23 protein-coding genes are annotated in these 25,364 nt (G+C 42.7%); 6 read left to right on the plus strand and 17 right to left on the minus strand.

Translation table 11 applies throughout. The annotated features are described in order from the left end of the window. Positions 1 to 37: 37 nt before the first annotated feature. The 3 genes from mreB to EQM06_RS09040 form a co-directional block, all read right to left on the minus strand. Positions 38 to 1,060, minus strand: coding sequence for a rod shape-determining protein (gene mreB, locus EQM06_RS09030; RefSeq protein WP_128746072.1), 1,023 nt, complete (start codon positions 1,058 to 1,060; stop codon positions 38 to 40). 90 nt (positions 1,061 to 1,150) lie between these two features. Continuing rightward, positions 1,151 to 2,065, minus strand: coding sequence for a bactofilin family protein (locus tag EQM06_RS09035; RefSeq protein ID WP_164914410.1), 915 nt, complete (start codon positions 2,063 to 2,065; stop codon positions 1,151 to 1,153). 42 nt (positions 2,066 to 2,107) lie between these two features. Beyond that, positions 2,108 to 2,965 carry a polysaccharide deacetylase family protein gene (locus tag EQM06_RS09040; protein ID WP_128746075.1) on the minus strand — a complete coding sequence of 286 codons (858 nt, stop codon included), beginning with the start codon at positions 2,963 to 2,965 and terminating at the stop codon, positions 2,108 to 2,110. A gap of 215 nt (positions 2,966 to 3,180) precedes the next feature. On the opposite strand from EQM06_RS09040, the gene EQM06_RS09045 reads away from it, so the two are divergent. Beyond that, on the plus strand, positions 3,181 to 4,122 hold the full coding sequence (locus EQM06_RS09045) for a DDE-type integrase/transposase/recombinase (protein ID WP_128746077.1): 942 nt from the start codon (positions 3,181 to 3,183) through the stop codon (positions 4,120 to 4,122). A gap of 15 nt (positions 4,123 to 4,137) precedes the next feature. Here EQM06_RS09045 and EQM06_RS09050 read toward each other — a convergent pair whose 3' ends face one another. Continuing rightward, complete coding sequence (locus tag EQM06_RS09050) at positions 4,138 to 5,991, minus strand: hypothetical protein (RefSeq protein WP_128746079.1); 1,854 nt, start codon at positions 5,989 to 5,991, stop codon at positions 4,138 to 4,140. 121 nt (positions 5,992 to 6,112) lie between these two features. Between EQM06_RS09050 and EQM06_RS09055 the strand changes: the two genes are divergently transcribed. Beyond that, positions 6,113 to 7,375: a metal-dependent hydrolase family protein gene (locus EQM06_RS09055; protein ID WP_330548319.1), complete on the plus strand. Its 1,263-nt coding sequence runs from the start codon at positions 6,113 to 6,115 to the stop codon at positions 7,373 to 7,375. 144 nt (positions 7,376 to 7,519) lie between these two features. Here EQM06_RS09055 and EQM06_RS12995 read toward each other — a convergent pair whose 3' ends face one another. The 3 genes from EQM06_RS12995 to EQM06_RS09070 all read right to left on the minus strand — a co-directional run bounded on the left by EQM06_RS12995 (position 7,520) and on the right by EQM06_RS09070 (position 10,387). Continuing rightward, positions 7,520 to 7,972: a hypothetical protein gene (locus tag EQM06_RS12995; RefSeq protein WP_205666539.1), complete on the minus strand. Its 453-nt coding sequence runs from the start codon at positions 7,970 to 7,972 to the stop codon at positions 7,520 to 7,522. Positions 7,973 to 8,082: 110 nt separating this feature from the next. After that, positions 8,083 to 9,696, minus strand: coding sequence for a HAMP domain-containing sensor histidine kinase (locus EQM06_RS09065; protein WP_128746081.1), 1,614 nt, complete (start codon positions 9,694 to 9,696; stop codon positions 8,083 to 8,085). Further along, the gene (locus tag EQM06_RS09070) at positions 9,683 to 10,387 is read right to left on the minus strand and encodes a response regulator transcription factor (RefSeq protein WP_128746083.1); all 705 of its coding nucleotides are present in this window, start codon (positions 10,385 to 10,387) and stop codon (positions 9,683 to 9,685) included. Before EQM06_RS09070 ends, EQM06_RS09065 begins: the two co-directional genes overlap by 14 nt. 268 nt (positions 10,388 to 10,655) lie before the next feature. Between EQM06_RS09070 and spoIIID the strand changes: the two genes are divergently transcribed. Next, positions 10,656 to 10,913 (plus strand): sporulation transcriptional regulator SpoIIID, encoded by a 258-nt coding sequence (gene spoIIID, locus EQM06_RS09075; RefSeq protein WP_128746085.1) that lies wholly within the window; start codon positions 10,656 to 10,658, stop codon positions 10,911 to 10,913. 45 nt (positions 10,914 to 10,958) lie between these two features. Here the strand turns inward: spoIIID and EQM06_RS09080 are convergent, their stop codons facing one another. Next, entirely contained in the window at positions 10,959 to 11,852 is an 894-nt protein-coding gene (locus tag EQM06_RS09080) for a GGDEF domain-containing response regulator (protein WP_205666540.1), read from the minus strand. Positions 11,853 to 12,006: 154 nt separating this feature from the next. On the opposite strand from EQM06_RS09080, the gene EQM06_RS09085 reads away from it, so the two are divergent. Continuing rightward, complete coding sequence (locus tag EQM06_RS09085) at positions 12,007 to 12,252, plus strand: helix-turn-helix domain-containing protein (RefSeq protein ID WP_128746089.1); 246 nt, start codon at positions 12,007 to 12,009, stop codon at positions 12,250 to 12,252. Between the two features lie 45 nt (positions 12,253 to 12,297). Here the strand turns inward: EQM06_RS09085 and EQM06_RS09090 are convergent, their stop codons facing one another. The 3 genes from EQM06_RS09090 to EQM06_RS09100 form a co-directional block, all read right to left on the minus strand. Continuing rightward, on the minus strand, positions 12,298 to 14,829 hold the full coding sequence (locus EQM06_RS09090; RefSeq protein WP_128746090.1) for a M56 family metallopeptidase: 2,532 nt from the start codon (positions 14,827 to 14,829) through the stop codon (positions 12,298 to 12,300). Positions 14,830 to 14,842: 13 nt separating this feature from the next. Beyond that, positions 14,843 to 15,220, minus strand: coding sequence for a BlaI/MecI/CopY family transcriptional regulator (locus EQM06_RS09095; RefSeq protein WP_128746092.1), 378 nt, complete (start codon positions 15,218 to 15,220; stop codon positions 14,843 to 14,845). A gap of 129 nt (positions 15,221 to 15,349) precedes the next feature. Then, positions 15,350 to 16,951: a CTP synthase gene (locus tag EQM06_RS09100; protein WP_128746094.1), complete on the minus strand. Its 1,602-nt coding sequence runs from the start codon at positions 16,949 to 16,951 to the stop codon at positions 15,350 to 15,352. 347 nt (positions 16,952 to 17,298) lie between these two features. Between EQM06_RS09100 and EQM06_RS09105 the strand changes: the two genes are divergently transcribed. Continuing rightward, positions 17,299 to 18,312 carry a threonine aldolase family protein gene (locus EQM06_RS09105; RefSeq protein ID WP_128746096.1) on the plus strand — a complete coding sequence of 338 codons (1,014 nt, stop codon included), beginning with the start codon at positions 17,299 to 17,301 and terminating at the stop codon, positions 18,310 to 18,312. Between the two features lie 85 nt (positions 18,313 to 18,397). Here EQM06_RS09105 and EQM06_RS09110 read toward each other — a convergent pair whose 3' ends face one another. Further along, positions 18,398 to 19,003, minus strand: a complete 606-nt coding sequence (locus tag EQM06_RS09110) for a HutD/Ves family protein (RefSeq protein WP_128746098.1) — start codon at positions 19,001 to 19,003, stop codon at positions 18,398 to 18,400. Between the two features lie 182 nt (positions 19,004 to 19,185). Between EQM06_RS09110 and EQM06_RS09115 the strand changes: the two genes are divergently transcribed. After that, positions 19,186 to 20,283, plus strand: coding sequence for an HD-GYP domain-containing protein (locus tag EQM06_RS09115; RefSeq protein WP_128746100.1), 1,098 nt, complete (start codon positions 19,186 to 19,188; stop codon positions 20,281 to 20,283). Positions 20,284 to 20,388: 105 nt separating this feature from the next. Here the strand turns inward: EQM06_RS09115 and epsC are convergent, their stop codons facing one another. The 5 genes from epsC to rbsD all read right to left on the minus strand — a co-directional run bounded on the left by epsC (position 20,389) and on the right by rbsD (position 25,360). Further along, positions 20,389 to 21,291 (minus strand): serine O-acetyltransferase EpsC, encoded by a 903-nt coding sequence (gene epsC, locus EQM06_RS09120; protein ID WP_230974948.1) that lies wholly within the window; start codon positions 21,289 to 21,291, stop codon positions 20,389 to 20,391. A gap of 206 nt (positions 21,292 to 21,497) precedes the next feature. Beyond that, a complete protein-coding gene (rbsB, locus tag EQM06_RS09125) occupies positions 21,498 to 22,406 on the minus strand; it encodes a ribose ABC transporter substrate-binding protein RbsB (protein ID WP_128746102.1) in 909 nt (302 codons plus the stop codon). A gap of 73 nt (positions 22,407 to 22,479) precedes the next feature. Next, a complete protein-coding gene (gene rbsC / locus EQM06_RS09130) occupies positions 22,480 to 23,442 on the minus strand; it encodes a ribose ABC transporter permease (protein ID WP_330548320.1) in 963 nt (320 codons plus the stop codon). Between the two features lie 5 nt (positions 23,443 to 23,447). Beyond that, complete coding sequence (locus tag EQM06_RS09135) at positions 23,448 to 24,941, minus strand: sugar ABC transporter ATP-binding protein (RefSeq protein WP_128746104.1); 1,494 nt, start codon at positions 24,939 to 24,941, stop codon at positions 23,448 to 23,450. Positions 24,942 to 24,952: 11 nt separating this feature from the next. Then, positions 24,953 to 25,360: a D-ribose pyranase gene (rbsD, locus tag EQM06_RS09140; RefSeq protein ID WP_128746106.1), complete on the minus strand. Its 408-nt coding sequence runs from the start codon at positions 25,358 to 25,360 to the stop codon at positions 24,953 to 24,955. Positions 25,361 to 25,364: the final 4 nt, after the last annotated feature.

Raw genomic sequence — 25,364 nt, forward strand, 5'->3', positions numbered from 1 at the left:
AGCTCTTCCAGAGAGAGCTTTTTGCCGTACTTACACTTTAAAAATTTGATCTTTTTCTATTTAGTTGATTGGTCTCCATAAATTCAATGGAATCCAATGCCTCACCAGTTCCTATGGCCACACAGGATTTAGGATCTTCTGCGATCCGTACTTCGATGCCTGTTCTGTCCTGAATTCGTTTGTCGATTCCATATAACAGAGCTCCGCCGCCTGTAATAACAATACCTGAATTGCTGATATCTGCTGCCAGTTCAGGAGGTGTTCTCTCCAGTACGGAATGAACCGCTTCTGCAATGGTCTGCAAAGGTTCTTCAAGAGCCTCCATCATTTCTGCGGAGGAAACCTCTATGGATTTAGGAAGCCCGCTGACCAGGTCTCTTCCTCTGCATTCCATGGAAAGAGGTTCTTCTCGCTGATAGGCGGTTCCAATGGTCATCTTTAATTCTTCCGCTGTTCTTTCACCGATATATAGCTTGTGCACTTTACGCATGTATTTAACGATATATTCATCAAATTTATCCCCGGCAATTTTTACGGAAGAGCTTGCCACAATACCGCCGAGAGAAATAACCGCTATATCGGTAGTTCCGCCGCCGATGTCTATGACCAGTACTCCATCCGGCTTTGAAATGTCGAGACCTGCGCCAATAGCAGCCGCAATCGGCTCTTCCATCAGGTAGACATCCTTTCCGCCCGCCTGAGTGGCAGCCTCTCTTACAGCTCTTTTTTCCACCTCTGTAACGCCGCTGGGCACACATACCATGATTCTGGGTCTGAAAAACCGGCTGTTTCCACAGGTTTTCTTTATAAAATATTTCAGCATTCGTTCCGTCACATCGTAATCCGAAATGACGCCGTCCCGCAGCGGTCTTACCGCCACAATATTGGCGGGAGTCCTTCCCAGCATCTGTCTGGCCTGCTCTCCTACCGCTAAAATTTCATTATTATCTTGATTAATCGCTACAACGGAAGGTTCATTTAAAACGACACCTTTCCCTTTAATATAAACTAAAACATTGGCCGTCCCAAGGTCAATCCCAACTTCTGATGAAAATCCCACTTGATTTCTCCTTTCAATTTAAAACTGCTCTTTAAGTCATTTCACTAAAGAGCAGCGCAAATAGTCTTTGTTTTATGTAATACATACATCTCAGCTACCTACGATTTGCCCAAAAATGCTGTCTTCTTCATTTTTAGAGAAATTGGTATTGATGTAGCCCTGCATTCTCGCACCATACTGTACATAAAAGTTAGAGACTGTAATATTTCCGACAACAACGGAATTCGACAAGAATTCTCCGTTGCCCCCAATATTTACTTCGCCCTTTATCTTGCCATCCACACGGGTATTCTGGGCTGCAACATCTCCTACGAGTAAAGTATCCTTATCCATCAGCAAAGCGCCCTTAGAATTAATATTTCCCTTAATCTGAGCCCCTTCCAGCAGAATATCAGTAGCTTCAATATCGCCTTGAACAAACCCTGACACACCTACATTCTTTGTAGTATCAATTTTGCCCTTAACCTTACCATTTAATTCAATGTTTTCGAAAGATTTTATATTTCCTTCAACGATTGTGTTTCTAGTGATAATCGTTGTGCCTACTTCGCCCTCGCTGTCGTGGTATGGTTCATTGGAGCCCGTGCCATTATTTCCCGAGTCACCGCCGCCGCCAAAACCATTATTAAATTTTGTCGAATCAGCAGCAAAACTGCCTGAGAAATTATTTTGTGAAGACTGGCCAAATCCGGGTTTGTCGAAGAATGCTGGTTCTTCATTATTTGTATGCATCCGCTGCTGATTATATGTATCATTGTTCAGATTCGGACCGGAATAGTTTCCCGTATTTTGTGTATTTTGTGCGCTCTGTTTAAAGGCCTGACTAAAATCCTGATTTAATCGGTCATTACCAGCCGGCTCTATCGGAATTTGATTCTCAGCAGTATAACCTGTGTTGTTTTCTGATGCTGAGACGTTCTCCTCATTCACTTTCCCTTTATCCTGTGAAGAATCGATCCCCAGTATTTCTCTCATTGCCTGGCTAAAATTTCCTTTGTTACTCATTTTGGCGCCTCCAATTAATTCACTGTAATATTTCATTACCCTTTAAAAGGTAATTGGTTTCACATCTGCTGTCAGCTTTTTAAATTCATATCCATGCTCCTTGTAAAACCGGATAATCTCCTGCAAAGCTTCACAGGTATCGTCATTTCCGTTGTCGTGCATCAGAAGGATGCACTCCTCCGATTTTTCAGGAAGTTTTGTCGCATTTGCAATCATAGCTTCTTTTGACATATTTCCTGAACCGTCATCAGCACAGACATTCCAATCAAAATATACCATTCCCTTGTGAGCTACCGCTTTTATCAAATCCGGATAGCGGTTCTTATCATACCCGTTAATACTCCCTCCGGGAAACCGAAGTATCGTCGGAGGTTCTCCTGTAATTCGGAGAATTCTTCCGTAGGATTGCTCAAAATCCTGCAAATAACTGCCTACAGAGGAATACAGGGCATGATAGCCGCCGTCAGTTGAGGTCAGTACCCCTATAGCATGTCCGCCGTCATAGGCCTCCTGAATAATGTTGTCTGCGGTCTGACTTTCGCTGGTATTAAAAAAAAACGTTGCCTGAATATGGTTCTCCGCTAATATATCCAATATTTGGGGAGTATTTGAAGAGGAGCCGTCGTCAAAGGTCAAATAAACCGTCTTCTGAACCTCTCCCGCTATCTTGTCCGGAACAGGTTCTTCAGGGTTTTCCTTCTCTCCCGCAGCAGATGTAACAATCTGATGCTCTATGGTCTTGCTTGCAGCCGGTACGTTTTTCTCCGCCGCAGGCTCTTCACTCCAAAAATCCAGCTTATTGCCTATCAGAAAGGTCAATAAACAAGCGATGACAATGATAGCTGAAAGAGCCGTAAAAACAATCAAACGCTTATAAAAAGCAACACTTCTTTCTTTCATACATACTCTTTCCTTATCTAACTTGTAAACATACACTAGAATAGTATCACAAATCCATGCAGAAAACAAGAGATGTTTTTACTCTGTCAAGGCCTTATATGTAGGATTACAATACATGTGTTACATTAAGACAAAAAATAAATACGGGAAACGCTAAAATTATGTTATGCTTAATTCACCACAAACCAAAACATCACAAATTGGAGGTCTCCCGTATGGCAAGTATAACACAAGATATGAAATATCGTCTATCCTTAATTAAATATGCTCAAAGATTTGGCGTTACAAAAGCTGCTATCAGATATCATCACAACAGGCAATATATTTATCGTTGGTTGCGTAGATATGATGGCTCTATTGAGTCCCTGAGAGAACTTTCTCGTAAGCCTCATTCCCATAAAAATCAGCATACTGCAAATGAGCTTAAACTCATTCATGATATGCGTCGTAGGAATCCAAATGCAGGTCTTGTTGTCTTTTGGGTCAAACTGCGACAGCGGGGATATTCCAGATCCATTACTGGGCTCTATAGAGTACTAATCAAGCAATCTTTGATCCCTAAGAAACCTCAGAATCCTAAATATATTGCTAAAAAATATGAGCAAATGGAGTATCCAGGTCAAAGAGTACAAATTGATGTTAAATTTGTTCCATCCTCTTGCCTTGTTGGCGAAGCTTCTGATAAGAAATTCTATCAATATACTGCTATTGATGAATTCTCTCGTTTTAGATATCTTGCTGCTTTTGAGGAACACAGCTCTTATTCTGCTTCTGAATTCCTTAAACAAGTTGTTAAAGCTTTCCCATTTAAGATCGAATGTGTTCAGACCGATAATGGGCAGGAATTTACAAAACGTCTTGGTACTTCTAAAAATCCAACGTTAACGCTATTCCAACGAACTCTTAAGGAACAAGGTATTATCCATAAAATGATAAGACCTTATACTCCAAGACATAATGGTAAAGTGGAACGCTCACATCGTAAGGATAATGAATATTTTTATGCGATAGCAAAGTTCTACTCATTCAATGATTTTAAATTACAACTAAAAAAGCATAATGCAAAGTACAATAACTTTCCTATGCGCCCTTTGGGCTGGGTTTCCCCAAGAGAAACTCTATTTAATTTTTTGAAGCACGGTGTAACATATGTTTGACAAACCTACATGTTTTTACTCTGTCAAGGCCTTATAATCCTTTAAATGCTGATTATATTCCGTTACCTTGTCCGTATATTGAGTCCGAAGCTTATTGTATTCTTCCTGCTTATCCGCCATCTGTTCTGCATACTGTTCTTCGCCGCTTTCATCATACAGACGGCTTATTTCCCCGATAGATGTATTGATTTCATTTAATCTGGATTCCATTTCCTCAATTTGTCCTTTTTCGCTCTTAAGCGTTTTCTCCAAATCCATGGCTTCCGAAGAAACGGGAACTGCGCTCTTTAGATCCCCTCGGACATCCGGCCTAGAAAACTCATAAATCATCATTCCTACGGAAGAAACGGTCAATACTAATATGACAAAAATAGCAGCGATCCATTTTTTCATGCTAGCTTTATATTCGCGATTTAATTCATCGATTTTGTCTTTTAATTCCTGTTCATGCTTTCTCTGCATCTCCTCCATGGCCGTTCTCATCTTTAAGGCTTCGGCTTCCGCCTCCGCAGCAGCCTCCTCCAATACCTTATCGATCAGAGGACCCTGTTCTTCTTCGGCCTTTACCAGACGCAGCTCGTTGTTGAGCACACCCTGAATGACTTCTTTATAGTCGATTCCGGTTCTCGCATTTCTTTTAAAAAATTCTTTTTTACGCTCTTTTTCCAAGGCTTCCAGCTCTCCAAGCTCTGCCGGGGGAGCCAGCCCGCTCTTCTCATCCAAAGCAGGGTTCGCTATGGAAGTAGATGCGGCGTGAGGTGCCATTCTTGTCTGTTCGTCCTGTTTGATGAGCTTGCTTAGATTGGTGATTTCCCCTGCAATATACTCTTCCTCAAACAGCTCGTTGAACAGCTGGTAAAGCTTCAAGCTTTCATTGTAAAGACCTGCATTGCTGAGAATTTTAGAGACCACGATGAACTTTCCCGAAAACATCATCCGCATTCTGGTATTCATGGAATGCTCCGGCGGTATGATATTGGTGACGATGTTCTTGAACTGAGGTGCGATTTCACTCAGAATATAGTTATATGCGTTGGTAATCGCCAGCTTTTCTTCCATGGAAGTAGCATTGACGCCAGTCACCTTAGCTAAAAGAACATTGTTTACATAATCCGCTTCTTTAACGAACCACCGTTCCAATTTCTCGTATAATATATTTTGTATTCGAGAAAACGGGAGCTGCGGTTTTTCCACACTGCTTAATATCCTATGTATGTGAATGACTTCTTCCGGATTGACCTTCCCGTTTTGCCGGTTGATCATTTCCTTAATGGGGTTTAAAATATTATCCTTAAATTCGTTATATAAAAATGCCATTTTGTTGTTGTCGATGGCCTCAATTTTGTTTCCGCTGAAAAACCCCCAAAACCTTCCTACGGAAACATTTAAAAGTTCATTGATCAAATTTAATAAGATTTTCCACTGTTCTGTTAACGTGAAATTTCTGTCGAATACGCACAGAAAAATATACTGAACCAGAAACGAATTATAATCCGTCGTATTTACACTGCGTTTCTTACTGAAAAATTCCAGGAAATCCCCCTTGTTTCCAAGCCGGGAGGCGATATCCGCATCGGAGAACCAAAAAATCTTATAGACGTAGCTGTCCGCATTTTCCAATGCCCATTCCATGTTTTCAGAGGTTCGATGAGGGGCTCCCAATTTTGTCTTGTCAAATTTGGATTTATATTTTTCAGGAGCACTCTTCCAGTGTTCATAAATTGCCCTCAGTTCTGCTTCATCGCAATAGGTGGAAGCTCCCAGAATTCTATAGGGATTGTTAATAATCATCCCGAATGCGTCGCTGAAATCTTCATTCTTATTTATATTGGACATTAAACTGTCGTATGGAGATTGTCTGATTGCCACAATGATACACCCCTTCTTACTTTGAGTTTCCTTCCTATAATTGTAAAATATTTTTGTGAAATATGCTATACTAAAGTTATAATTTTTATAACTTTAATTTCAATGCAGAAGGAAGGATGTCATGAACATGCGTAAAATAGCGTTTACCGGCGGCCTGCTGATCAACGGAACCGGTAAAAATCCCATTGAAAATTCGTTAGTACTCGTATCGGATAAAAAAATTGAATATGCCGGCATTTTAAAAAATTTTGGCGAAGATTATGAGCAAATTGACATAACGGGTCAGACCGTCATGCCCGGCCTGATCGATACGCATTTACATTTTTCGGGTAATCTCACAGATAACGACAATGATTGGATTCTGGAAGATCCCATACAAAAAACAGTGGTGGCGGTACAGCAGGCTCACGAGTGTTTAGAGCGTGGGCTGACAACAGTGGGCGAAATCTCCCGTTCAGGCCTTCATATCCGAAACATGGTAGAAGCCGGCGTTATGCAGGGTCCCCGCATTGTCGGCACCGGCCTGGGATTTTGCCGTACCGGAGGTCATGGAGACAGCCACAGGCTCCCATCCGGATATAATGACCTGTCCCATCCGTGGGCGGAACGGGTGGATGGCCCTTGGGAGCTTCGGAAAGCGGTAAGAAGAAGGCTTCGTGAAAATCCGGATGCGATTAAAATATGGAGTACCGGAGGCGGAATCTGGCGTTGGGATCAAAAGCTGGATCAGCATTACACCTTTGAGGAAATAAAAGCGGTCGTAGAAGAATGCGACATGGTGGGCATCCCGGTCTGGTCCCATGCGGAGGGATACAGCGGTGCTCTGGATTCTGTCCGGGCAGGCGTCCATCTGATTATTCACGGTCAGACTTTGAACGAGGAATGTTTAGATCGGATGGCCGAAAAGGGCATTTATTTTTGTCCGACCATCCAGTTTCTTCACGAATGGTTCAAGACCTATGCTCCCACATACATTCCCGAGATTCATGATCAGATTCATGATCAGTATGAGGGGGAGACGGTGGCAGAAAAAGAATTGAATCGAGTATATGAAAATCTTCGGAAGGCCCGCTCAAAAGGGATTGGGCTGACCATCGGCTCCGATTCCTTCTGCTCTGCATTAACCCCGTACGGCACAACCGCTATCGGAGAAATCTACTCCTTTGTTGAAAAGGCTGGTATTGCTCCCATGGACGCCATTGTTTCCGCCACGAAAACCGGAGCGGATATGCTGAAGGTCGGACACATAACCGGAACGTTGGAGAAAGGAAAGTTTGCTGATTTGATCGTTATAAAGGGAAATCCGTTGGTAAGAATAAGAGATCTTTCCGCAGAGAATATGAGCGTAATCATGAAGGAAGGCTCTTTTGTCAAATCAATCTGATTTCCTCGTCTGATATTCAATAGAAAATGATATGTCCTATTGAACAAAAAAGAGAATCATTCAGGCTCCGGAACATACCGGAACCAAAATGATTCTCTTTTCTATTGTCCTATAATGTCGGGTCGATACCCGCTTATATTCCCTTTAGAACTCTTTTACTTCGGTTTCTTCTTTAAGGTTCTGATTTTCTTCCTGTGCTTCTTCCTCTTCCTTTTCGGATTCTGCTTCTATGAGTTCTTCCTCTTCCGGCCAGTAAATCTCTTCGCCTTCCTCAAATTCAAAATTCACAGCCGCCATATGGTCTGAAAGCTTTTTATTGGCTGTACCGATACCTACCAAAGCAAATGCCATACCGCCATATAAAGCCAGTGCTTCAAAAATACCCGGCAGCAGCTGTGCCGGTACCAGCTGCTTCATTACTTCTGCAGCCGGATAGCCCTGCATTGCATATTGAGCGACCGTTGTTCTAAATAGAAAAATATCATCTGCCAGTATAGCGATTCCAAGAAGTGCTACAATTGCAGCAATCACGTATAATAGCTTTGAAATAGAAAATTTCTTTGATTTTCCGTAACCCTCTTTGTTTTTGATCGTCATAAAAATTAATCTCCGTTTCTACCATAAAATGGTTATAATAAAAATTTCATATACATTTTATCATTTTAAATCCCTTTTGTGTTGAAAATATGATGAATTAAAGTTTTTTCTTATTCCTCCTGAGGAATCCATATTTTAAATACGGTTTTATGTTCTCGGGTCTGATTCCTCTCAAGGGTGATACGCCCTCCGTGTCCTTCGATAATTTTTTTGCTGATGGACAAGCCTAATCCGGAGCCCTGCGCGCTGTTTCTTGAATCATCCCCCACTACAAAGGGATCAAATATGGACAGGGCAATGTCTTCTGGGATGCCTACGCCATTATCTGCGAAAATAATTTGAACGGCTGCTTTTCCGGTCTGATCATGCTCCTCGGAAACGTGTACAAACAGTTTAGTTCCTTTGGGATTGTGTTTGATGGAGTTGTTTACGATATTATCGAACCCGCGCTTTAATTGAGGGGCGTCAATTTTGCAAAGAGCATGCTTTTCAGGTATGTCCAGCTCCAATTCAAAGCCCTTGTCACTGATCTCCTCATATCTGCCTGCTAAGTATTCCCTCAGAAATTCATATATTTCAATAGGCTGAAGGCTGAAGGAAAAATCCGGATGCTCCAGCTTGCTGTATTCATAAAAGGTATTGATCAGATCGGTCAGTTCAACAGACTTTCCATAAATTTTATTCAAATACTTTTTTTGATTCTCCGGAGCGATCATTTCATCCGCTAAAGCCTTTGCATAACCCTGTATGGTAGTAATGGGCGTTTTTAAATCGTGAGATATATCCGCCAGCATCTTCTGCCTCTGTTCCTCCATTTTTATTTTGGCCTGTTCGCTTTCTCTAAGCTGTTCGGACATATTATTAAAACTGTCACAAATTTGAACGAACTCGGCTGAACCTTTGTATTTTACCTCCTGATTTCTGTCCCCGTCCGCAAAAGCCTGCATGGCATTGCTTAAAGTATACAGCGGCTTTTTTATCTTTCTCGAAAGCCACAGGACAAAGCCAAATATAGATAAAATATAACACAGGATAATGCCGATATCTATGACAATCAGTCCGTGAGAGTACGCTGCAAGGCTTCTCTGATCGGAGAATGTCATATTCATGATGAGCTTATAATCCTTGCCGTCGTTGCCCTCAAATGTATATTTGCTGATTTCCAGATCATCATCCAGGTCATTGGTCAAATAGGTAAATTCTCTTTTGGTATAGTGCCTTTTCTCCGGTGCATTGGTACTGGCCATCACCACATCCCGATTCTGATCAAAAATCTGAAAATAATCGGATCTGCGGTGATTTTCCTCATAGTGTTCTGATTGTACCACCACAAGCGGCTGGTCATCCGGGTCCTTATATCGAGAGCAAAATCTGTACACATTTCCCGTATAATCCTGGATGCATTCCAGTTCGCCCTTGGTATAGACCCCTCTGCTTCTCTTTTGATCACTGGTATAGACCACCTTATTGTTCTTGTCCAGAATTTCAAAATACCCCTTGGGGCCTACCAGTGTATAGGGTTTTACCCGTTCATACTGGCCTTTTTCCAACAATTTCACCGATGAGCTTATATCCCCTTTTGCCATTTTTAAATGCGCCCCCAGTGCTAAAGTTCCCAGCGAAAAAATGGATAGGACTAAAATAACATTTACCACAGTAAATGCAATATAATTTTTTATCAGAAGCGAAAAGAAGCTTCCTTTTTTGCGTTTATCTTTTTTCAATTTTATATCCAAGCCCCCTGATTGTTTTTATATATTCCGGATTTTTGGGATCTCTTTCAATTTTTTCACGAAGCTTTGAAATATGCACCATCATAGTGTTATCATCGCTCTCAAAATATTCGCCGCTTATGGTTTCATAAATCTGTGCTTTCGTATAGACCCTTCCGGGAGCTTTCATGAGCAATAGAATGATTTTATATTCCGTAGGCGTCAGAGAAATCTCTTTTCCGCATTTGGTCAGTTCCAGCTTCTCCGGATCCAGCTCCAGCTCGCCTACGATCATTTTCGTTCCCAGAACGAAGGGCTGCCCGGTCCTGTCGTTCAGTTTATAATACCTTCTTAAAGCGGCCTTGACTCTTGCAATGATTTCCAGCGGATTAAAGGGCTTCGTCATATAGTCATCCGCACCCAGATCCAATCCGATAATTTTATCGCTGTCCAAGTTTTTTGCGGACAGGATGAGAATGGGTATATGACTTACAGCCCGGATCTTTTTGGTCACCTCATATCCGTTCAGCTTTGGCATCATGATATCTAATACCGCTAAATCAATATCCGTTTTACTTAAAATATCCATCGCTTGAAGCCCGTCTCCTGCGGCATATACCTCATAGCCCTCATTCTCCAAATACAGTTTTAAAAGTTCCACTATGGATTCGTCGTCCTCCGCTACAAGAATCTTATACCTCATATTTGCACGCCTCCTTATGACTTTCGGATGGTCTCTCCTGTTCTTCCTTTTGATCCGAGACCTCCGTCCATGTTAATCTTTTATTCTTAATTCTTTCTTTATCTAACCTTAAGATTTCTTAAAATTAAGGAATCCTATTATTTATTTTATCATCTGTTCGGCAATGTTCCAAAACAATTCTCATACTTCCAAATTCTCCCGCATATATTGTGATATCGAACTCATTAGATTGAATCCAATAAATGATAGGGGCGGTGAAGTATTTAATATGAAGGATTACATAGAGGAAAGAGTCCTGGAACTGGCCAGGTACATTCTTGATACAAATTCTACGGTCAGGGCTACTGCTAAAAAGTTCAGGGTCAGCAAAAGTACGGTACATAAAGATATTACGGAAAGACTGCAGGAGATCAATCCGGGGCTCGCCGCTGAAGTAAAGGCAGTTCTGGACACAAACAAAGCGGAACGACATATACGAGGCGGTCTCGCAACAAAGGAAAAATATCATTCCAGATCATCCAAATAGGAAATTAAAAGGCTGTTTAAAAACAAAATATTTTTAAACAGCCTTTTAATGCGTTTTATCAGATCCGTAAATTTTAATGCTATGTTTTCCATTATTTTTTGACTGGTATTGGGCCCTATCCGCATTTCTGTAGAGTCTGTTAAAGTCTATCCCATACTCAGGGAAAAATGCAATTCCAATGGAGCCGCTCACATTTACTTCTTTTCCTTTCTTTGTAAACTTAATTCTGAGCCTGCTGAAAATCACTTCAACCTTTTGCAGGAAATTCTCTTTTGAATAAATAGAAGGAACAAATACAGCGAACTCATCTCCTCCCATTCTTCCGATCACATCTTTTTGATCCAGCACTTCTGTCAAAATTCTGGCAACTCGTATTAAAACCATATCCCCCACATCATGGCCATATGTATCATTTAAATATTTAAAATCGTCCAGATCAATCATAATAAATGCGGCCTGAGCCTTCTCCTGCTTCATCAACCGGCGCACGGCATTTTCAAATGCCGCACGGTTATAGATCTTTGTCAGCGGATCCCTCAGTACCTGTTGCCTTAAATGAAGGAGCCGGAGGATATTATTCACTCTTTTTTGAATGATCTCGGACTCACACGGCATCAGAATCACATCGATGGCTCCCATGCGAACTGCCTGAACAGCCAATTTCTGCTGTCCTTGGTCACAGATCAGTAAAAACAGGAAATTCTCATCCTCTTTAAAATTTTTAATGAAACGGGAAAGGTCTGCGGGTTCATTTCCCCACTTATTTGCTTCCACAACAGCCAATTTCATGTTGGTTCCGTATTTTTCCAATGCGCTTTCATTCTGGATAATATCTGCCTGTTCAACGATATAGCAATCCTTCTTCGAAGTCTTTGATATGGCAGTCAAAAAGACCGGATTATTGCATATAAGTACTATTTTGTTCTTCATATCCATCATTGAAACAATCCCCATCTGAATTTGATTTTTATTAAACAGCATATATTTTTGACCTATACTATATGTCATTATGCACATGATTATATCATATACTTTTTGCATACACAATGTATTTTGTCTATTAAGATGAACACACTATTATTGGAGGAAAAATATGTTTCATACCAGAAGTAAAGATGGATCAAATAATATCTGTGGTAAAAAAATTCGTGCCTTTAGGGAGTCTCAGCCAATGCGGTATTCGCAGCGGATGCTGGCCGACGAAATGCAGCGCAACGGGGTAGACATGGACAAAAACGTCATTCAACGTATTGAAAGCGGAGAGCGTTTTGTCACCGATATTGAATTGAAGGTATTTGCAAAAATATTGGGCATATCCTGTGATGATTTATTAAAATAAGCCTTACTAAAAACCTTGTTAAAGTTCCTAGTAAGGCTTTCTGATTTATTTGCTTCCCTCATTATAAGGATCCTTGTAGACCAGTTTATAATTGTGTTTTAAATAAGGACTTTCGCAGATAATATTGACGGATTTTACATTATCTATCCCGGAAAAAAGGTACTGTGTATTTTTCTGGAGCTGCCTTTCTATATAGAAATTCAATTCGGACGGTGCTCTTTTACTGTAAATTCCGGAAAGATCTCCGTCCTTTTCAGGCCATGCACTTAAAGCTCCGCCGGCTTCCATATCATAGGGCTCCGCCCTCCCGATTTTATAATTCACCGTGATCCCATAGGGCTCTTCCTTCGTTTGCAGCTCCATCCCATTTGTATACTCGTGCAGCGGCAGCAGACCCAGCAGCTTTCCTACCGCACTGGGATCTCCCACATATTGAACCCGGGCATCTTCCAGCACCTGAGGCAGGATCTCCTGCTCATAATAGCCGTCAATCCGGCTCAATACGGAATAATCCATTCCATATTCCGCCAAGGAGCTTTCGTGAAGAAAGCCCAAAAATACAGCTTCATAGGATCCCTCTGCCAAATAACTGTAAAATACGGCATAGCTCTTTTGGTAATGCTTATGCCCTTCCTTAGTCATCTCGAAACCGCCTCCCGCTGTATCCGCATATTTGTCTTTATCCTCCGGGATAAGTTCGTAATCCACCTGATACACTCTGGCGGTGGGGTAAATGATATGCCATGGCACACTTTCTCCCGAAATCACACCCTCGTCTATTATTCCGGGAATGTCCTTTGCCGGTGTTATTTCCTTCAAGCTGTATATTTTAAAAGCTTTAACAGCCCGATCCGGCGGCATTTTAGTGTCAACATAATGTTGAAGATAATCCTGAATCAATTTGGAGACATCGTATGCCCCGCCGGGTACGCCGATGCCCGTTTTCGCATCCGTAAGCATATCCGCTTTCTCTTTCGGTCTGTATTGAGAAGGATCTTCCACCTTTTTCAAAGTCAGAGCGGTCTGTATCAGTTCTTTTCCGGTAATTTTATCATTTTCCGTGCAAAGAACGGGCACAATCCTCGTATACTTACCCGCAATCAAATAGATCTCTGTTCGGATCAGCTTGGAAGCCTTCCAATATTTTACTTGATAGGCCTCCCAAAGTTCAGAAGAATCTACCTCTAGTTTTTTAACCTTTATCTGATCCGCCTTTCCAGAATACGCTCCGGACTGCTTTATCACTTGGTTGATTTTTTGTTCGTAATCTACACTGCCGGACAAACTTTTCACATTGGAATCAGGCAAAGTGGTTTCATTTTCAGCAAGATCCAACATTTTATACGTCAGTTCCACTGTCTGTTTTCCGTTTTTATCATGAAACACCACATTTTCACTGTAGGGCGGCTGTTCCGGTATCACCTCTTCATAATCTTTTCCCCAGGAAAGCGGCACTTCCAGCATATAGGCGCCCCATTCGTTAGCAGGCCCACATACGCTGATAAGCTGCTTTTTCGATGAAATATCCGAGGCGTTCGTCAAACAAAAAACAGACAATATTCCAATCAGCAACAGACCGGCGATGCTTCCCCAAAGCTTAGGACTTTTAAAATACGCCAGCTTCTTGATGCGCCTGCTCACTTCTTTCTCTCCGCTTTCTAAGCCGTTTACAAAAAAGGCCGGGGAATTGGCTGAAACAGTTTTCAAGAGAAGCTCGGCATAGGCCTTTCGTTCTCCCGTAAGCCTTACCGCTCTATAATCGCAGTATACTTCCAAGTCATATTTAAAGGTTTTAAAAGCATACCATGCCAGCGGATTAAACCAGTTAAAGCAAAGCACCGCAATAGCCAGGGCATTCCATATATTATCTTTCCCCTTATAATGGCAAAGCTCATGGTAAAAAACATGCTTTATTTCTTCGGGTTCATATTTTTCGGATATATAAATGACCGGCCTGAATATTCCCGCCAAGATGGGAGAGTCTGCCCCTTCTTTTAAAAGAATCTGCTTACCGCCGATTCCGGCTTGTTCTTGGCATTCATTTAAAATACCCAGCACTTCCGCATCCCGGCACAAGGGCAGGTGCTTCAACCGCCTGAGCAGCCGTCCGTAGGAGAGGAGCAAGCCTGCCGCAAGTACGGCTCCGCCTGCCCAGTACAGGGTCAGGATCCACTTTTCTCCAAACCGAAACCAGCTACTTTCAGGAGATTCACCGAAAGCCTTTTGGTCAGCCCCGCCAGCCGTACCTGAACTGCCGTCCGAAGCTGCTGCCGTATTTTCATCAAGGCCGGTTTCCGCATTCCCCTGATCCGGACGGATTGCCTCCTGCCCTGGACTTATTTGTTGCTCCGTTTTATGATCTATAAAATCCGCATATGTTTCCGACCAGTCCGGAACAAAATTAAAGACGCTGACATCACTTTCAGGCAGCATGGGAGACGCTAGTCTCACCATCAGTATGACCCAGATAAATACATGCCATCCGGGCGTAAATTTATTTTTAAAAATTAATTTTATTGCCAGAATCAAAATGGTCGTCACTGAAAAAATCATCGTCATATGTATTAAAAAATCCATATTCCACCCCTTATCATTTATCCATCTTATCTATAATGCTTCTGAGCTCTTCCCGTTCCCTTTCCGATAAATCCGAATCCTTTGCCAAGGCAGAGACCAGCATGGAAGCAGATCCGTCAAACACCTTTCGAAGAAGCGATTTTACTTCCTTCATCTGGCATTCTTCTTCAACGGCCACCGGATAATACCGAAAGGTATTGGCGGCAGATTTATCGGCCGCTATGGCGCCCTTCTCTGCCAATCGATTGACCAGCGTTCTGACCGTCGTATAGCTCCAGCCGGACCCGCCGGCTTTTCCGGCAATCTCTTTTAAGGTGATATGGGGTGAATCCCAAAGGATTTTCATGATCTTCCATTCCGAATCACTGATACTCATGCTGCTGTTTCTCATACAAAACCTCCCCCTGCTTTGTCCTACTATGCCCTTTCCTTTTTTCTTGAATGCTAAATAGGAAAGAAAATGGACTACAAATGTAATCTTTTTATTTTAGTTTACAATTGTAGTCCTCGTTTGTCAACCTTATTTTATTTTTAGTGCCGCTTTAACAAATTCCCGGAACAGGGGATGCGCCTTATTGGGCCGGCTTTTAAATTCAGGGTGGTACTGAACGCCTATATGGAAGAGATTTCCCGGAAGCTCCACTGCTTCTACCAGCCGTCCGTCCGGCGAGGTTCCGCTGATCTCCATCCCGGCTTTCAAGAAGCGGTCTCTGTAGTCATTGTTAAATTCATATCTGTGTCTGTGCCTTTCCTGTACGATTTCCTTTCCATAGGCCTGAGCCAGAATCGTATGGTCTTTCACCCTGCACGGATATGCACCAAGCCTCATAGTACCGCCTTTTGGAATGTCACCGGACTGATCCGGCATAAAATCGATCACGGAATGTTTTCCCTCCGGTAAAAATTCACTGGAATGAGCATCGGCTATTCCGAGTACATGCCGGGCAAATTCAATCACGGCAATCTGCATGCCAAGGCATATTCCCAGGTACGGAATATCCTTTTCCCGGGCATACCGGGCGGCACAGATCTTTCCTTCTATACCCCGATCCCCAAAGCCTCCCGGCACTAAAATCCCAGCAGCATCGCCTAATTGCGATATAACATTCTTTTCCGTTACTTCTTCCGAATCCACCCATTTTATTTGAATTCGGCTGCCATTTTCATAACCGGCGTGACAAAGTGCTTCTGCCACAGAAAGATATGCGTCGTGCAGCTTCACATATTTGCCGACGATGGCGATCTTCACATCCCGATTTCTCTTTTCGATTCGTTCCAGCATCTGATTCCATTCTGTCATATCGCAAGGACCTGCATTGATTCCCAATTCTCTGCATACAATCCACGAAAAATTACTTTCCTCCAGCATGACCGGTGCCTGGTACAACACCGGCAAGGTGATATTTTCAATAACGCAATCCGGTTTCACATTGCAGAACAGGGAGATTTTCTGACGGATACCTTCGTCAATGGGCTCATCGGCGCGCATCACGATAATATCCGGAGAAATCCCAAGGGAGCGCAGCTCTTTGACCGAGTGCTGAGTAGGCTTTGATTTATGTTCTCCGGAGCTTTTGATATACGGAACCAGCGTCACGTGGATGAATAAACAGTTTTCTTTCCCCACTTCTAAAGATACCTGACGGATGGCCTCCAGAAATGGCTGGCTTTCTATGTCCCCGGTGGTTCCGCCTATCTCGGTTATGATCACTTCGGCCTGACTGGTTTTTCCCACCTTATATATAAAGCTTTTGATCTCATTGGTGATGTGAGGGATGACCTGAACCGTGCTTCCCAGATATTCGCCATTACGCTCCTTTGTCAGAACATTCCAGTATACTTTACCGGTGGTCAAATTGGAGAACTGGTTTAAATCCTCATCTATAAACCGTTCATAGTGCCCTAAATCCAAGTCTGTTTCCGCACCGTCCTCGGTTACAAAGACTTCACCATGCTGATATGGGCTCATGGTTCCCGGATCCACATTAATATACGGATCCAGCTTCTGAGCAGCGACCTTCAAGCCCCTGGACTTTAAAAGCCTCCCCAGGGATGCTGCCGTAATTCCTTTCCCCAGACCGGATACGACACCGCCTGTCACAAAAATATACTTCTTATTCATCTCACTCGCCTCCTTCTAAAAACACGCTATACATAGGAAACGATACTTTCCTACTTAAAAAAAGTGCCCAAAAACTAAAAAAATAAGGTTCAACAGCTCATTTTAGAGAGAAAGAGATACAAGACCCCTCTTCGCCGTCTTCCTTATTACTATTTTGTTCTTGTGCACTTTAAATACTATAAATATTTACTGAATTATTCTACTACAATTTTAAGAAAAAATCTATTATTTTTTTAAATTAATGAAATTTTTTAATTTGCCGTTTTATCTACCCCATCCGAACAATTTCATATATAATGTAGGTAAAACTTACAGTATTACAAATTTATGTTTAGGAGGACTATTCAATGATATTTTTAAGATGTGACTACAGTGAAGGTGCTCATCCCCAGATTTTAGAAGCACTGGTTAAAACGAATATGGAACAGACTGTCGGTTATGGAGAAGATCCTCACTGTATAAATGCCGCTCAAATGATTCGGAAGAGAATTGGAAGAGAGGACGCAGATGTGCACTTCTTCGTAGGAGGAACACAGACGAATTTTACTTCTATCACAGCTTTCCTCAGACCGCATGAGGCCGTAATCGCTCCTGCCAGAGCGCATATCTGCGTGCACGAAACGGGAGCCGTGGAAGCCCGGGGGCATAAAATTGTTACCGTGCCTACGACGGATGCCAAGCTGGATCCCGACCAGATCGACGAAACCATCCGATATCACGAGGATGAACATTTTGTAAAACCGAAAATGGTCTTTATCTCCGACACCACGGAGCTGGGTACCCTTTACAAAAAATCGGAGCTGCAGGAAATCAAAAAAAGATGTGAAAAATACGGCTTATATTTATATTTAGACGGAGCAAGACTGGCATCTGCCCTGACTTCTCCTGAAAACGATATGACGATTGAAGATATTGCCCATCTGACAGATGCCTTTTATATCGGCGGTACAAAAAACGGTGCACTGTTCGGAGAAGCACTGATCCTTTTAAATCCTGAATTAAAAAAAGAATTTCGATGGATCATGAAGCAGAGCGGTTCCATGCTGGCAAAAGGAAGATTGCTGGGCGTCCAATTTGAAGAATTCTTTAAGGACAATCTTTACTTCGAATTAGGGCAGCACGCCAACGATATGTCCAAACTGCTGAGAGACGGTATTGCGGCAAAAGGATATCGATTCCTTACGGATTCCCCAAGCAATCAAATTTTTCCGATCTTCCCAAATAAACTGGTCTCAGAACTGGAAGAAAAAATTTCCTTTGAAAAGGAATGCCCGGTGGGCGACAACGAATATTGCATTCGTTTTGTGACCTCTTGGGCTACACCAAAGGAAGATATCGAAAAAGTACTGGCTATGCTGTAAGTGAGAAGTCGTTAAAACTCAGCCGCAGCGGACAAAAAGGGGACAGACTCCGGTCTTAGTATTCGGAGTGTGTCCCTTTCTTTTGTTATTCATTATAGTACATATGAGTTCGGATGATCTTCCCCTTTCCCATGATACGTAATTTTGTAATATCACCGCTGTCACAGTTTATGACCAGCAGTTCGCCTGCGTTTAACTGACAGATCCTTTTATTGAAATAGATGGTGCAAAATCCCTCTGCGCAGAAAAAGCTCTGGCTCATTTTATGATATTCCTTCCAACTTTCTACAGGAATGGCTGTACCGGCTCCGGTCACTGTCATCACTTCGGCAAAACCCTGATTGCCCTTTCGCACCATCAGATTAAAATCAGTTATTTGACCAAAGCTTCTGGTCTGATACGACCCGCTGAACCGATCCTGTTCGTAGGCTGCCAGCCGAATTACGCGAACCTCCTTATGGGAAAGCACCGCTTCTCCGCGAAGAACGATCAAAATCCGGTCATAATCCGGCAGAGGAGTAAAATCGGATTCCTCTAACTCAACCGTTGCCGAACTGAGCCTCCAGATGAAATTTCTGTCACTATATACAGAGTTCTTCGGATAAATGGCCAATTCCGTTGTTGTACCTCCCGACCATTTTCCCTCTTTATATTCTTCTTTTTTATACGCCTTACATTCAATATGATTCATTTTACACCTTCATAAAAATCTGTTTTTGACACTATTTTTTTCTATTATACATTAGCCGATCTTTATTTGCAAATTTTGATAATATGTGGTAATATATAGCTTAGCTTTGTTATTTTAGGAAGTTATTAGAATATTTCGTAAAATGCAATGAACTTCAAGACTTTTAGCAAGGAAGGTTCCAGATGATTTTTGTACAAACAAATCAGCTTAAGCCGGGCATGATCGTTGGTCAAGCTGTTATGAATGACGTGTCGGTTATTCCGCTTCTGCTTACCGATCAAAAATTAACGATACGTTACATCAGAAAGCTAAGGGCTATGAATGTCCCCGGAATATACATCAAAACAAAATACAGCGAGGATATTGTTGCTCAAGGTTTTGTTGACCCTGCTTTAAAGCAGAAAATCACGGCGGACTTAAAGAGTGTATGCAGAAATTTTGTATCCAAGTCAGCCATCACTTCGAGTATGGCCAATACGTTGATCGATGTTTCCAGCTCTTTGATGGATCATATCCTTTCAAAGGATGAATATATATTAAACATGGTCGAAATAAAGACCTTTGATAATTATACATATTCCCACAGCATTAATGTTGCCAGTCTGGCTACCCTGATCGGCATACAGCTCGGGTACAGCCGGGTATCCCTTCAAGAACTTACCTCAGCCGGTCTAATGCACGACTTTGGTAAGCTGGAGGTTCCTATCGGCATTGTGAACAAACCTTCTTCGTTGACTACGGAAGAGTTTGCTGTGATGAAAAAGCACCCGACTCTGGCTGTGAACAAGCTGAAAAGTTCCATGAAAATCTCACTGACTGTTTTAGACGGCATTGCAAGCCACCATGAGAAGTATGACGGAACCGGTTATCCAAACGGTCTTTCCGGAGCAAATATTCCACTGTGCGGCAGGATACTGGCCATTGCGGATGTTTATGACGCATTGACCACAGCCCGTTCCTATCGACCCGCATGGCAGACAAAAGACGCCTTGGATTTTATGGCCAGCAATTCGGGAACCCATTTCGATCCGGACATTCTGAACGCTTTCTTTAAAACGATTTCTGTTTATCCGGTAGGAACCATGGTCAAATTGACAGATGACTCTATTGCACTTGTTATAAAAAATACCCCGGGGTGCATGCTCGACCCGGTGGTACGAATTCTTTCCTCCAAGAGAAGCGATATGGGGACAGAATTTGACCTTGCTAAAACTGCGGATCTGCATATCGTAAAATCTATCGATGCGGACAGCGAAATCCCAATGGAGATTTTTGAGTAATAAATACTATAAATGTATGATAAAATAACAAGAACCTGATTTTCACGCAGTAAAAGCGGCATGAGAATCAGGTTCTTTTCAGTTCGTCTTTTATTTTATGGCAGGCTACACTTCACAGCCGTCGCCAATCATGCATAATTCCGGATTTTTCATGCTGACCTTTGTATGCGGTGCTATGGATTCCGTAATAAAGGCACTTCCGCCAATCACGCAGTCGTGGCCGATTACTGTGCTCCCGCCTAAAATGGAAGCCCCGGAATAAATCGTTACATTATCCTCAATGGTAGGATGCCTCTTGATTCCCGCCAGAGCCTGACCGCCCCGTGTGGATAGCGCCCCAATTGTCACCCCTTGGAACAGCTTTACATTATCGCCAATAATGGTCGTCTCCCCAATGACTACTCCGGTACCGTGATCTATAAAGAAATACTTTCCGATACATGCTCCCGCATTGATATCAATACCCGTACGGCTGTGTGCATATTCGGTCATAATTCTCGGAATAAAAGGCACTTCTCTGATATACAGCTCATGTGCCATCCGATAAACAAAAATCGCATACAGACCCGGATAAGAAAATATGATCTGCTCCTTGCTTCCGGCCGCAGGGTCTCCGTCATACGCCGCCTGTATATCCGTCAGAAGGATTTTCTGGATCTTGGACAGCTGTTTCAGGAATTCAACGGTTATGGTTTCTGCCTGATCCGCTGTTTCCGAACTCTGCTGGTTATTCTGATATGCGAGAGCCAGCTCAATCTGCGTGGAAAGCTGGTCAAAGACATTGGTCAGCCTCTGCCCTATGAAATACGGAGCCAAGGTGCAGTCCAGCCTATCCGTTCCAAAATACCCGGGAAACATAATCGTTCGGAGCTCTTTTATTAATTGAATAATGATGCTTCTATCGGGCAGTCTCATAGAATCCTTTGCTAAAAATAATTCTTCTGTTAAATAATTTGTGGTAATATCTTCCACTATATCCTGAACATTTTGCTTAAATTGATCTTTCAATTTTATAACATCCTCTCTTAAAAAAATGCATAGTCTAAACTTTATTATACTACAGTGTATTCCCAAGAGTCCAGTTTTTTACTTAAAAAAGTGGCTTTACCGCTTATCCTTTTATATAAAAAGCCATCGGAGAATATCTGATTCGATATGCCCCGACGGCTTTTGACCTGTTTTATGTCGTGTTTATGCTGATTCTTCCCCGGCTCTTATTCGGTTACCAGGGAAAGATCTACCGGAATGGATTTATCCACTTTTTCTCCGGCGATCACCTTCATGGCTGCATCTACACCGGCAGCTCCGATTTCTTTCGGCAGCTGCTGCACAGTAGCCGCCATTTCACCGGCTTTAACGGCTTTTACCGCATCGTCCGTAGCATCGAATCCAACCACCATGATGTCTCTCTTGGACGCTTTGATTGCTTCCAATGCTCCCAGTGCCATTTCATCATTATGAGCGAATACTGCATTAATTTCCGGCTGTGCCTGTAAAATGTTTTCCATTACGGACAGACCTTCTGCTCTGTTAAAATTAGCCGTCTGCTTTGCAACTACTTCAATATCACTTTTAGCAATGGCTTCATTGAAGCCTTTGCCCCTGTCAATCGCTGCAGAAGCACCCGGAACACCTTCCAATTCTACGACTTTGCCTTTTCCGCCGAGCTTATCGATAATAAATTCTCCGGCAAGCTTACCGCCGGCCACGTTATCGGAAGCGATATGGCAGACAACGTCTCCCGTATTGGCTGATCTGTCCAGCGTGATGACCGGAATGCCGGCATCATTAGCTGCAGTTACAGCACTTCCTACTGCTTCTGAATCCGTAGGATTGATCAAGATCAGGTCTACGCCCTTTGTGATTAAGTCTTCCATGTTTGAAAGCTCTGTTGCGGAGTCATCCTGTGAATCCAGAACAATCAATTCAGCTCCCAGTTCATCTGCTTTTGCCTGTGCACCATCTCTAAGGTCTACAAAGAAAGGATTGTTCAGGGTGGATACAATCAGCCCAATTGTTGCTTTTGTATCTTCCTTGTCATCTGAGGCTGCATCTTTGCTGCCGCATCCGAACATTCCCAGTGCCAAAACAAGCACCAGCAAAACCACTAAAATCTTTTTCATGTTTCATCCTCCTAAATTAACAATTAACACAATATATATTTAATCGCCCATCGATTAAATAACAACAAAACAGTTATCTGGCAGCTTTTTGTTTTCTGTCCAGCAGAACAGCAAACAGAATGACCGCGCCCTTTGCCACATTCTGATAGTAGGAAGGAACCTGCAATAAATTCAAGGCATTATTCAAAATACCGATAATCAATGCACCTATAGCCGTGCCCCCAATAGAGCCTATGCCGCCCGACATACTGGTTCCGCCGAGAACGACAGCAGCAATGGCATCCAGTTCATATCCGGACCCGGCATTCGGCTGAGCTGAACCCAGTCTGGCTGTTACGATAATTCCGGCCAAAGAAGCCAGAAGCCCGGAGGCTCCATATACAAAGATCTTCACTTTATCCGTTTTAATCCCTGAATAAACCGTTGCCTCTTCATTAGACCCGAGGGCGTAGATATATCTTCCCATTCGCAGATGCTTTAAAATATAGTATGCGGCGATAAATACGATAATCATGATATAAACGGGAACGGGCAGTGCAAAAATGTATCCCGACCCGATCTTCCCGAACAGGAGACTGTCTGCTCCGCCGCCGGTGCCAATAGGCTTTCCCTGTGTATAAACTAATGTACAGCCCCGCAGCAGTGTCATCGTACCCAGGGTCGCGATAAACGGCTGCAGTCTTCCCTTGCTTATCAGCAGGCCATTTACGATGCCTATGGCCAGCCCTAAAAATAACGTAATAAGTATCGTTAAGATCATATCCACACCGGAGGCGATCAAATTGGCGGCAATGGCACCGCAAATCGCCAATACGGAGCCCACGGAAAGATCAATGCCTCCGATCAGAATGGCAAAAGTCATGCCCGTTGCTATAACTGCGTTGATAGAGGTCTGCCTGAGCACAGTAAGAAAATTCCTCCAGGTAAAGAAACTATCGCTTAAAAATGCCATAGCAATACATAAGATCAGCAGTACGATCAACGGCTTATTTTTTTGTACCACATCCTTTATACTTCTGTTAGACGTCCATTTCAATTTTATTACACACCCTTCCCTACAGCCAGACTCATGATACCTTCCTGATCAGCCTGTTCCGTGTCTAAAATACCGCTTATACATCCTTCATGCATCACCAGAACTCTGTCGCTCATCCCCAGTATCTCCGGTATTTCTGAAGAAATCATAATAATGCTTACACCTGCTTTTTTAAATTTATTGATCAAATTATATATTTCTTTCTTAGCCCCTACATCAACGCCCCTTGTGGGTTCATCCAAAATGAGAATGCTGGGCTCCGCAAATAGATTTTTCGCAATGGACACCTTCTGCTGGTTTCCGCCGCTCAAATATTTAACCAGCTGCTTTGTTCCGCTGGTCTTTATGGATAAATTTTTAATATATTCCTGACTGACCTCTTCTTCTTTTGACTTATAAACGTGCCCAAATCTTCCGCATATGCTCTTTAAAGAAGTCAGGGTAATGTTCTCCCCCACGTTCATGCCTAAAACGATTCCGTTGGTTTTCCTGTCCTCGGATACATAAGTAATTCCCGCTTTAATAGCATCTCTGGGGCTGTTTATATGAACCTTTTTCCCGTGGATGAAGATTTCTCCCCGATCCATCTTATAAATTCCGTAAATGGTTCTGGCCAGTTCCGTTCTGCTGGAACCCATCAGGCCCGCGATTCCCAGTGTTTCGCCCTTCCTCAGCGTAAAAGAAGCCTCCTGCACAAAACTGTTGGTCAAATTTTTCACTTCAAAAATCACTTCACCAATCTCAGAATCCGCTTTTGGATACTGCTCTTCCAATCGTCTTCCCACCATCATTTCGATCAGCTTATCTTCAGTGACCTCTGATACCGGAACCTCTCCGATCCGTTCACCATCTCGCAGGACCGTTATGTCATCGCAGATCTTAAAGATTTCTTCCAACCTATGAGAAATGTAGACCATGCTGTGATTCTGCTCTTTGAGCTTTCGGATGACACTGAAAAGCTTTTCTGTCTCCGAAATAGTCAAAGCTCCGGTGGGTTCATCCATAATGATAATTTTTGCATCTAAGGACAAAGCTTTCGCTATTTCCACCAGCTGTTGTTTCCCCACACTGATATTGTTTACAAGCTCTTTTGGATTTTCGGAAAGGCCCAGCATGGAAATCCATTTTTCGGACTCCTTGTACAACCTTTTCCAATCTATTTTACCCAGTTTATTGACCGGTTCCCGGCCTAAAAATATATTTTCACCTATGGATAAATCCCCTATCAGATTTAATTCCTGATGGATGATCGCTATGCCGTTTTCCTGAGATTCCTTTGTGTTTTTAAACTCTGCCGGCTGATCGTTTAAATAGATTTCCCCTGCAGTCTTTTCATACACACCGGTCAGGATTTTCATCAGAGTAGATTTGCCCGCTCCGTTTTCACCCAAAAGTGCCATGATCCGACCCTCATAAATGTTAAAATCCACTTGATTTAACACAGTAACACCGGAGAATTCCTTGGTGATCCCTTTCATGGTCACAATCTTTTTCTGCATTGATATCCTCCTTAGAAAACCACGCCTGAAATCAGAATAATGTTTGCGAAGGACGTAAATTCTCCCGTCCTTATGGCACATTTACAGGTTTCCGTATTCTTTTTGAACTCTTCATGAGGCATATATTCCACCTCAAGCCTGCTCTCTGATTGGCGGAGCAGAGATAAAATCTCATTGTGAAGCTCTCTGCTGGCTGTTTTAATTTCTTCTGCCAAAATAACCTTTTCTACTTTCTGTTCGGACAGAACCGCCCCCAGCACAGACATAAAGGAAGGAATTCCTTCCGATACGGCCAGATCTATGCGCTTTACTCCGTCCGGAACCGGCAGGCCCGCATCGCCTATAAGCAAACGATCCTTGTGCCCAAGCTTTGAAATACAGTACGATATTTCAGAATGCAGTAAGGAAGTTTTTTTCATTTTA

This window comes from Aminipila luticellarii (assembly GCF_004103735.1).
GTDB lineage: Bacteria > Bacillota > Clostridia > Peptostreptococcales > Anaerovoracaceae > Aminipila > Aminipila luticellarii.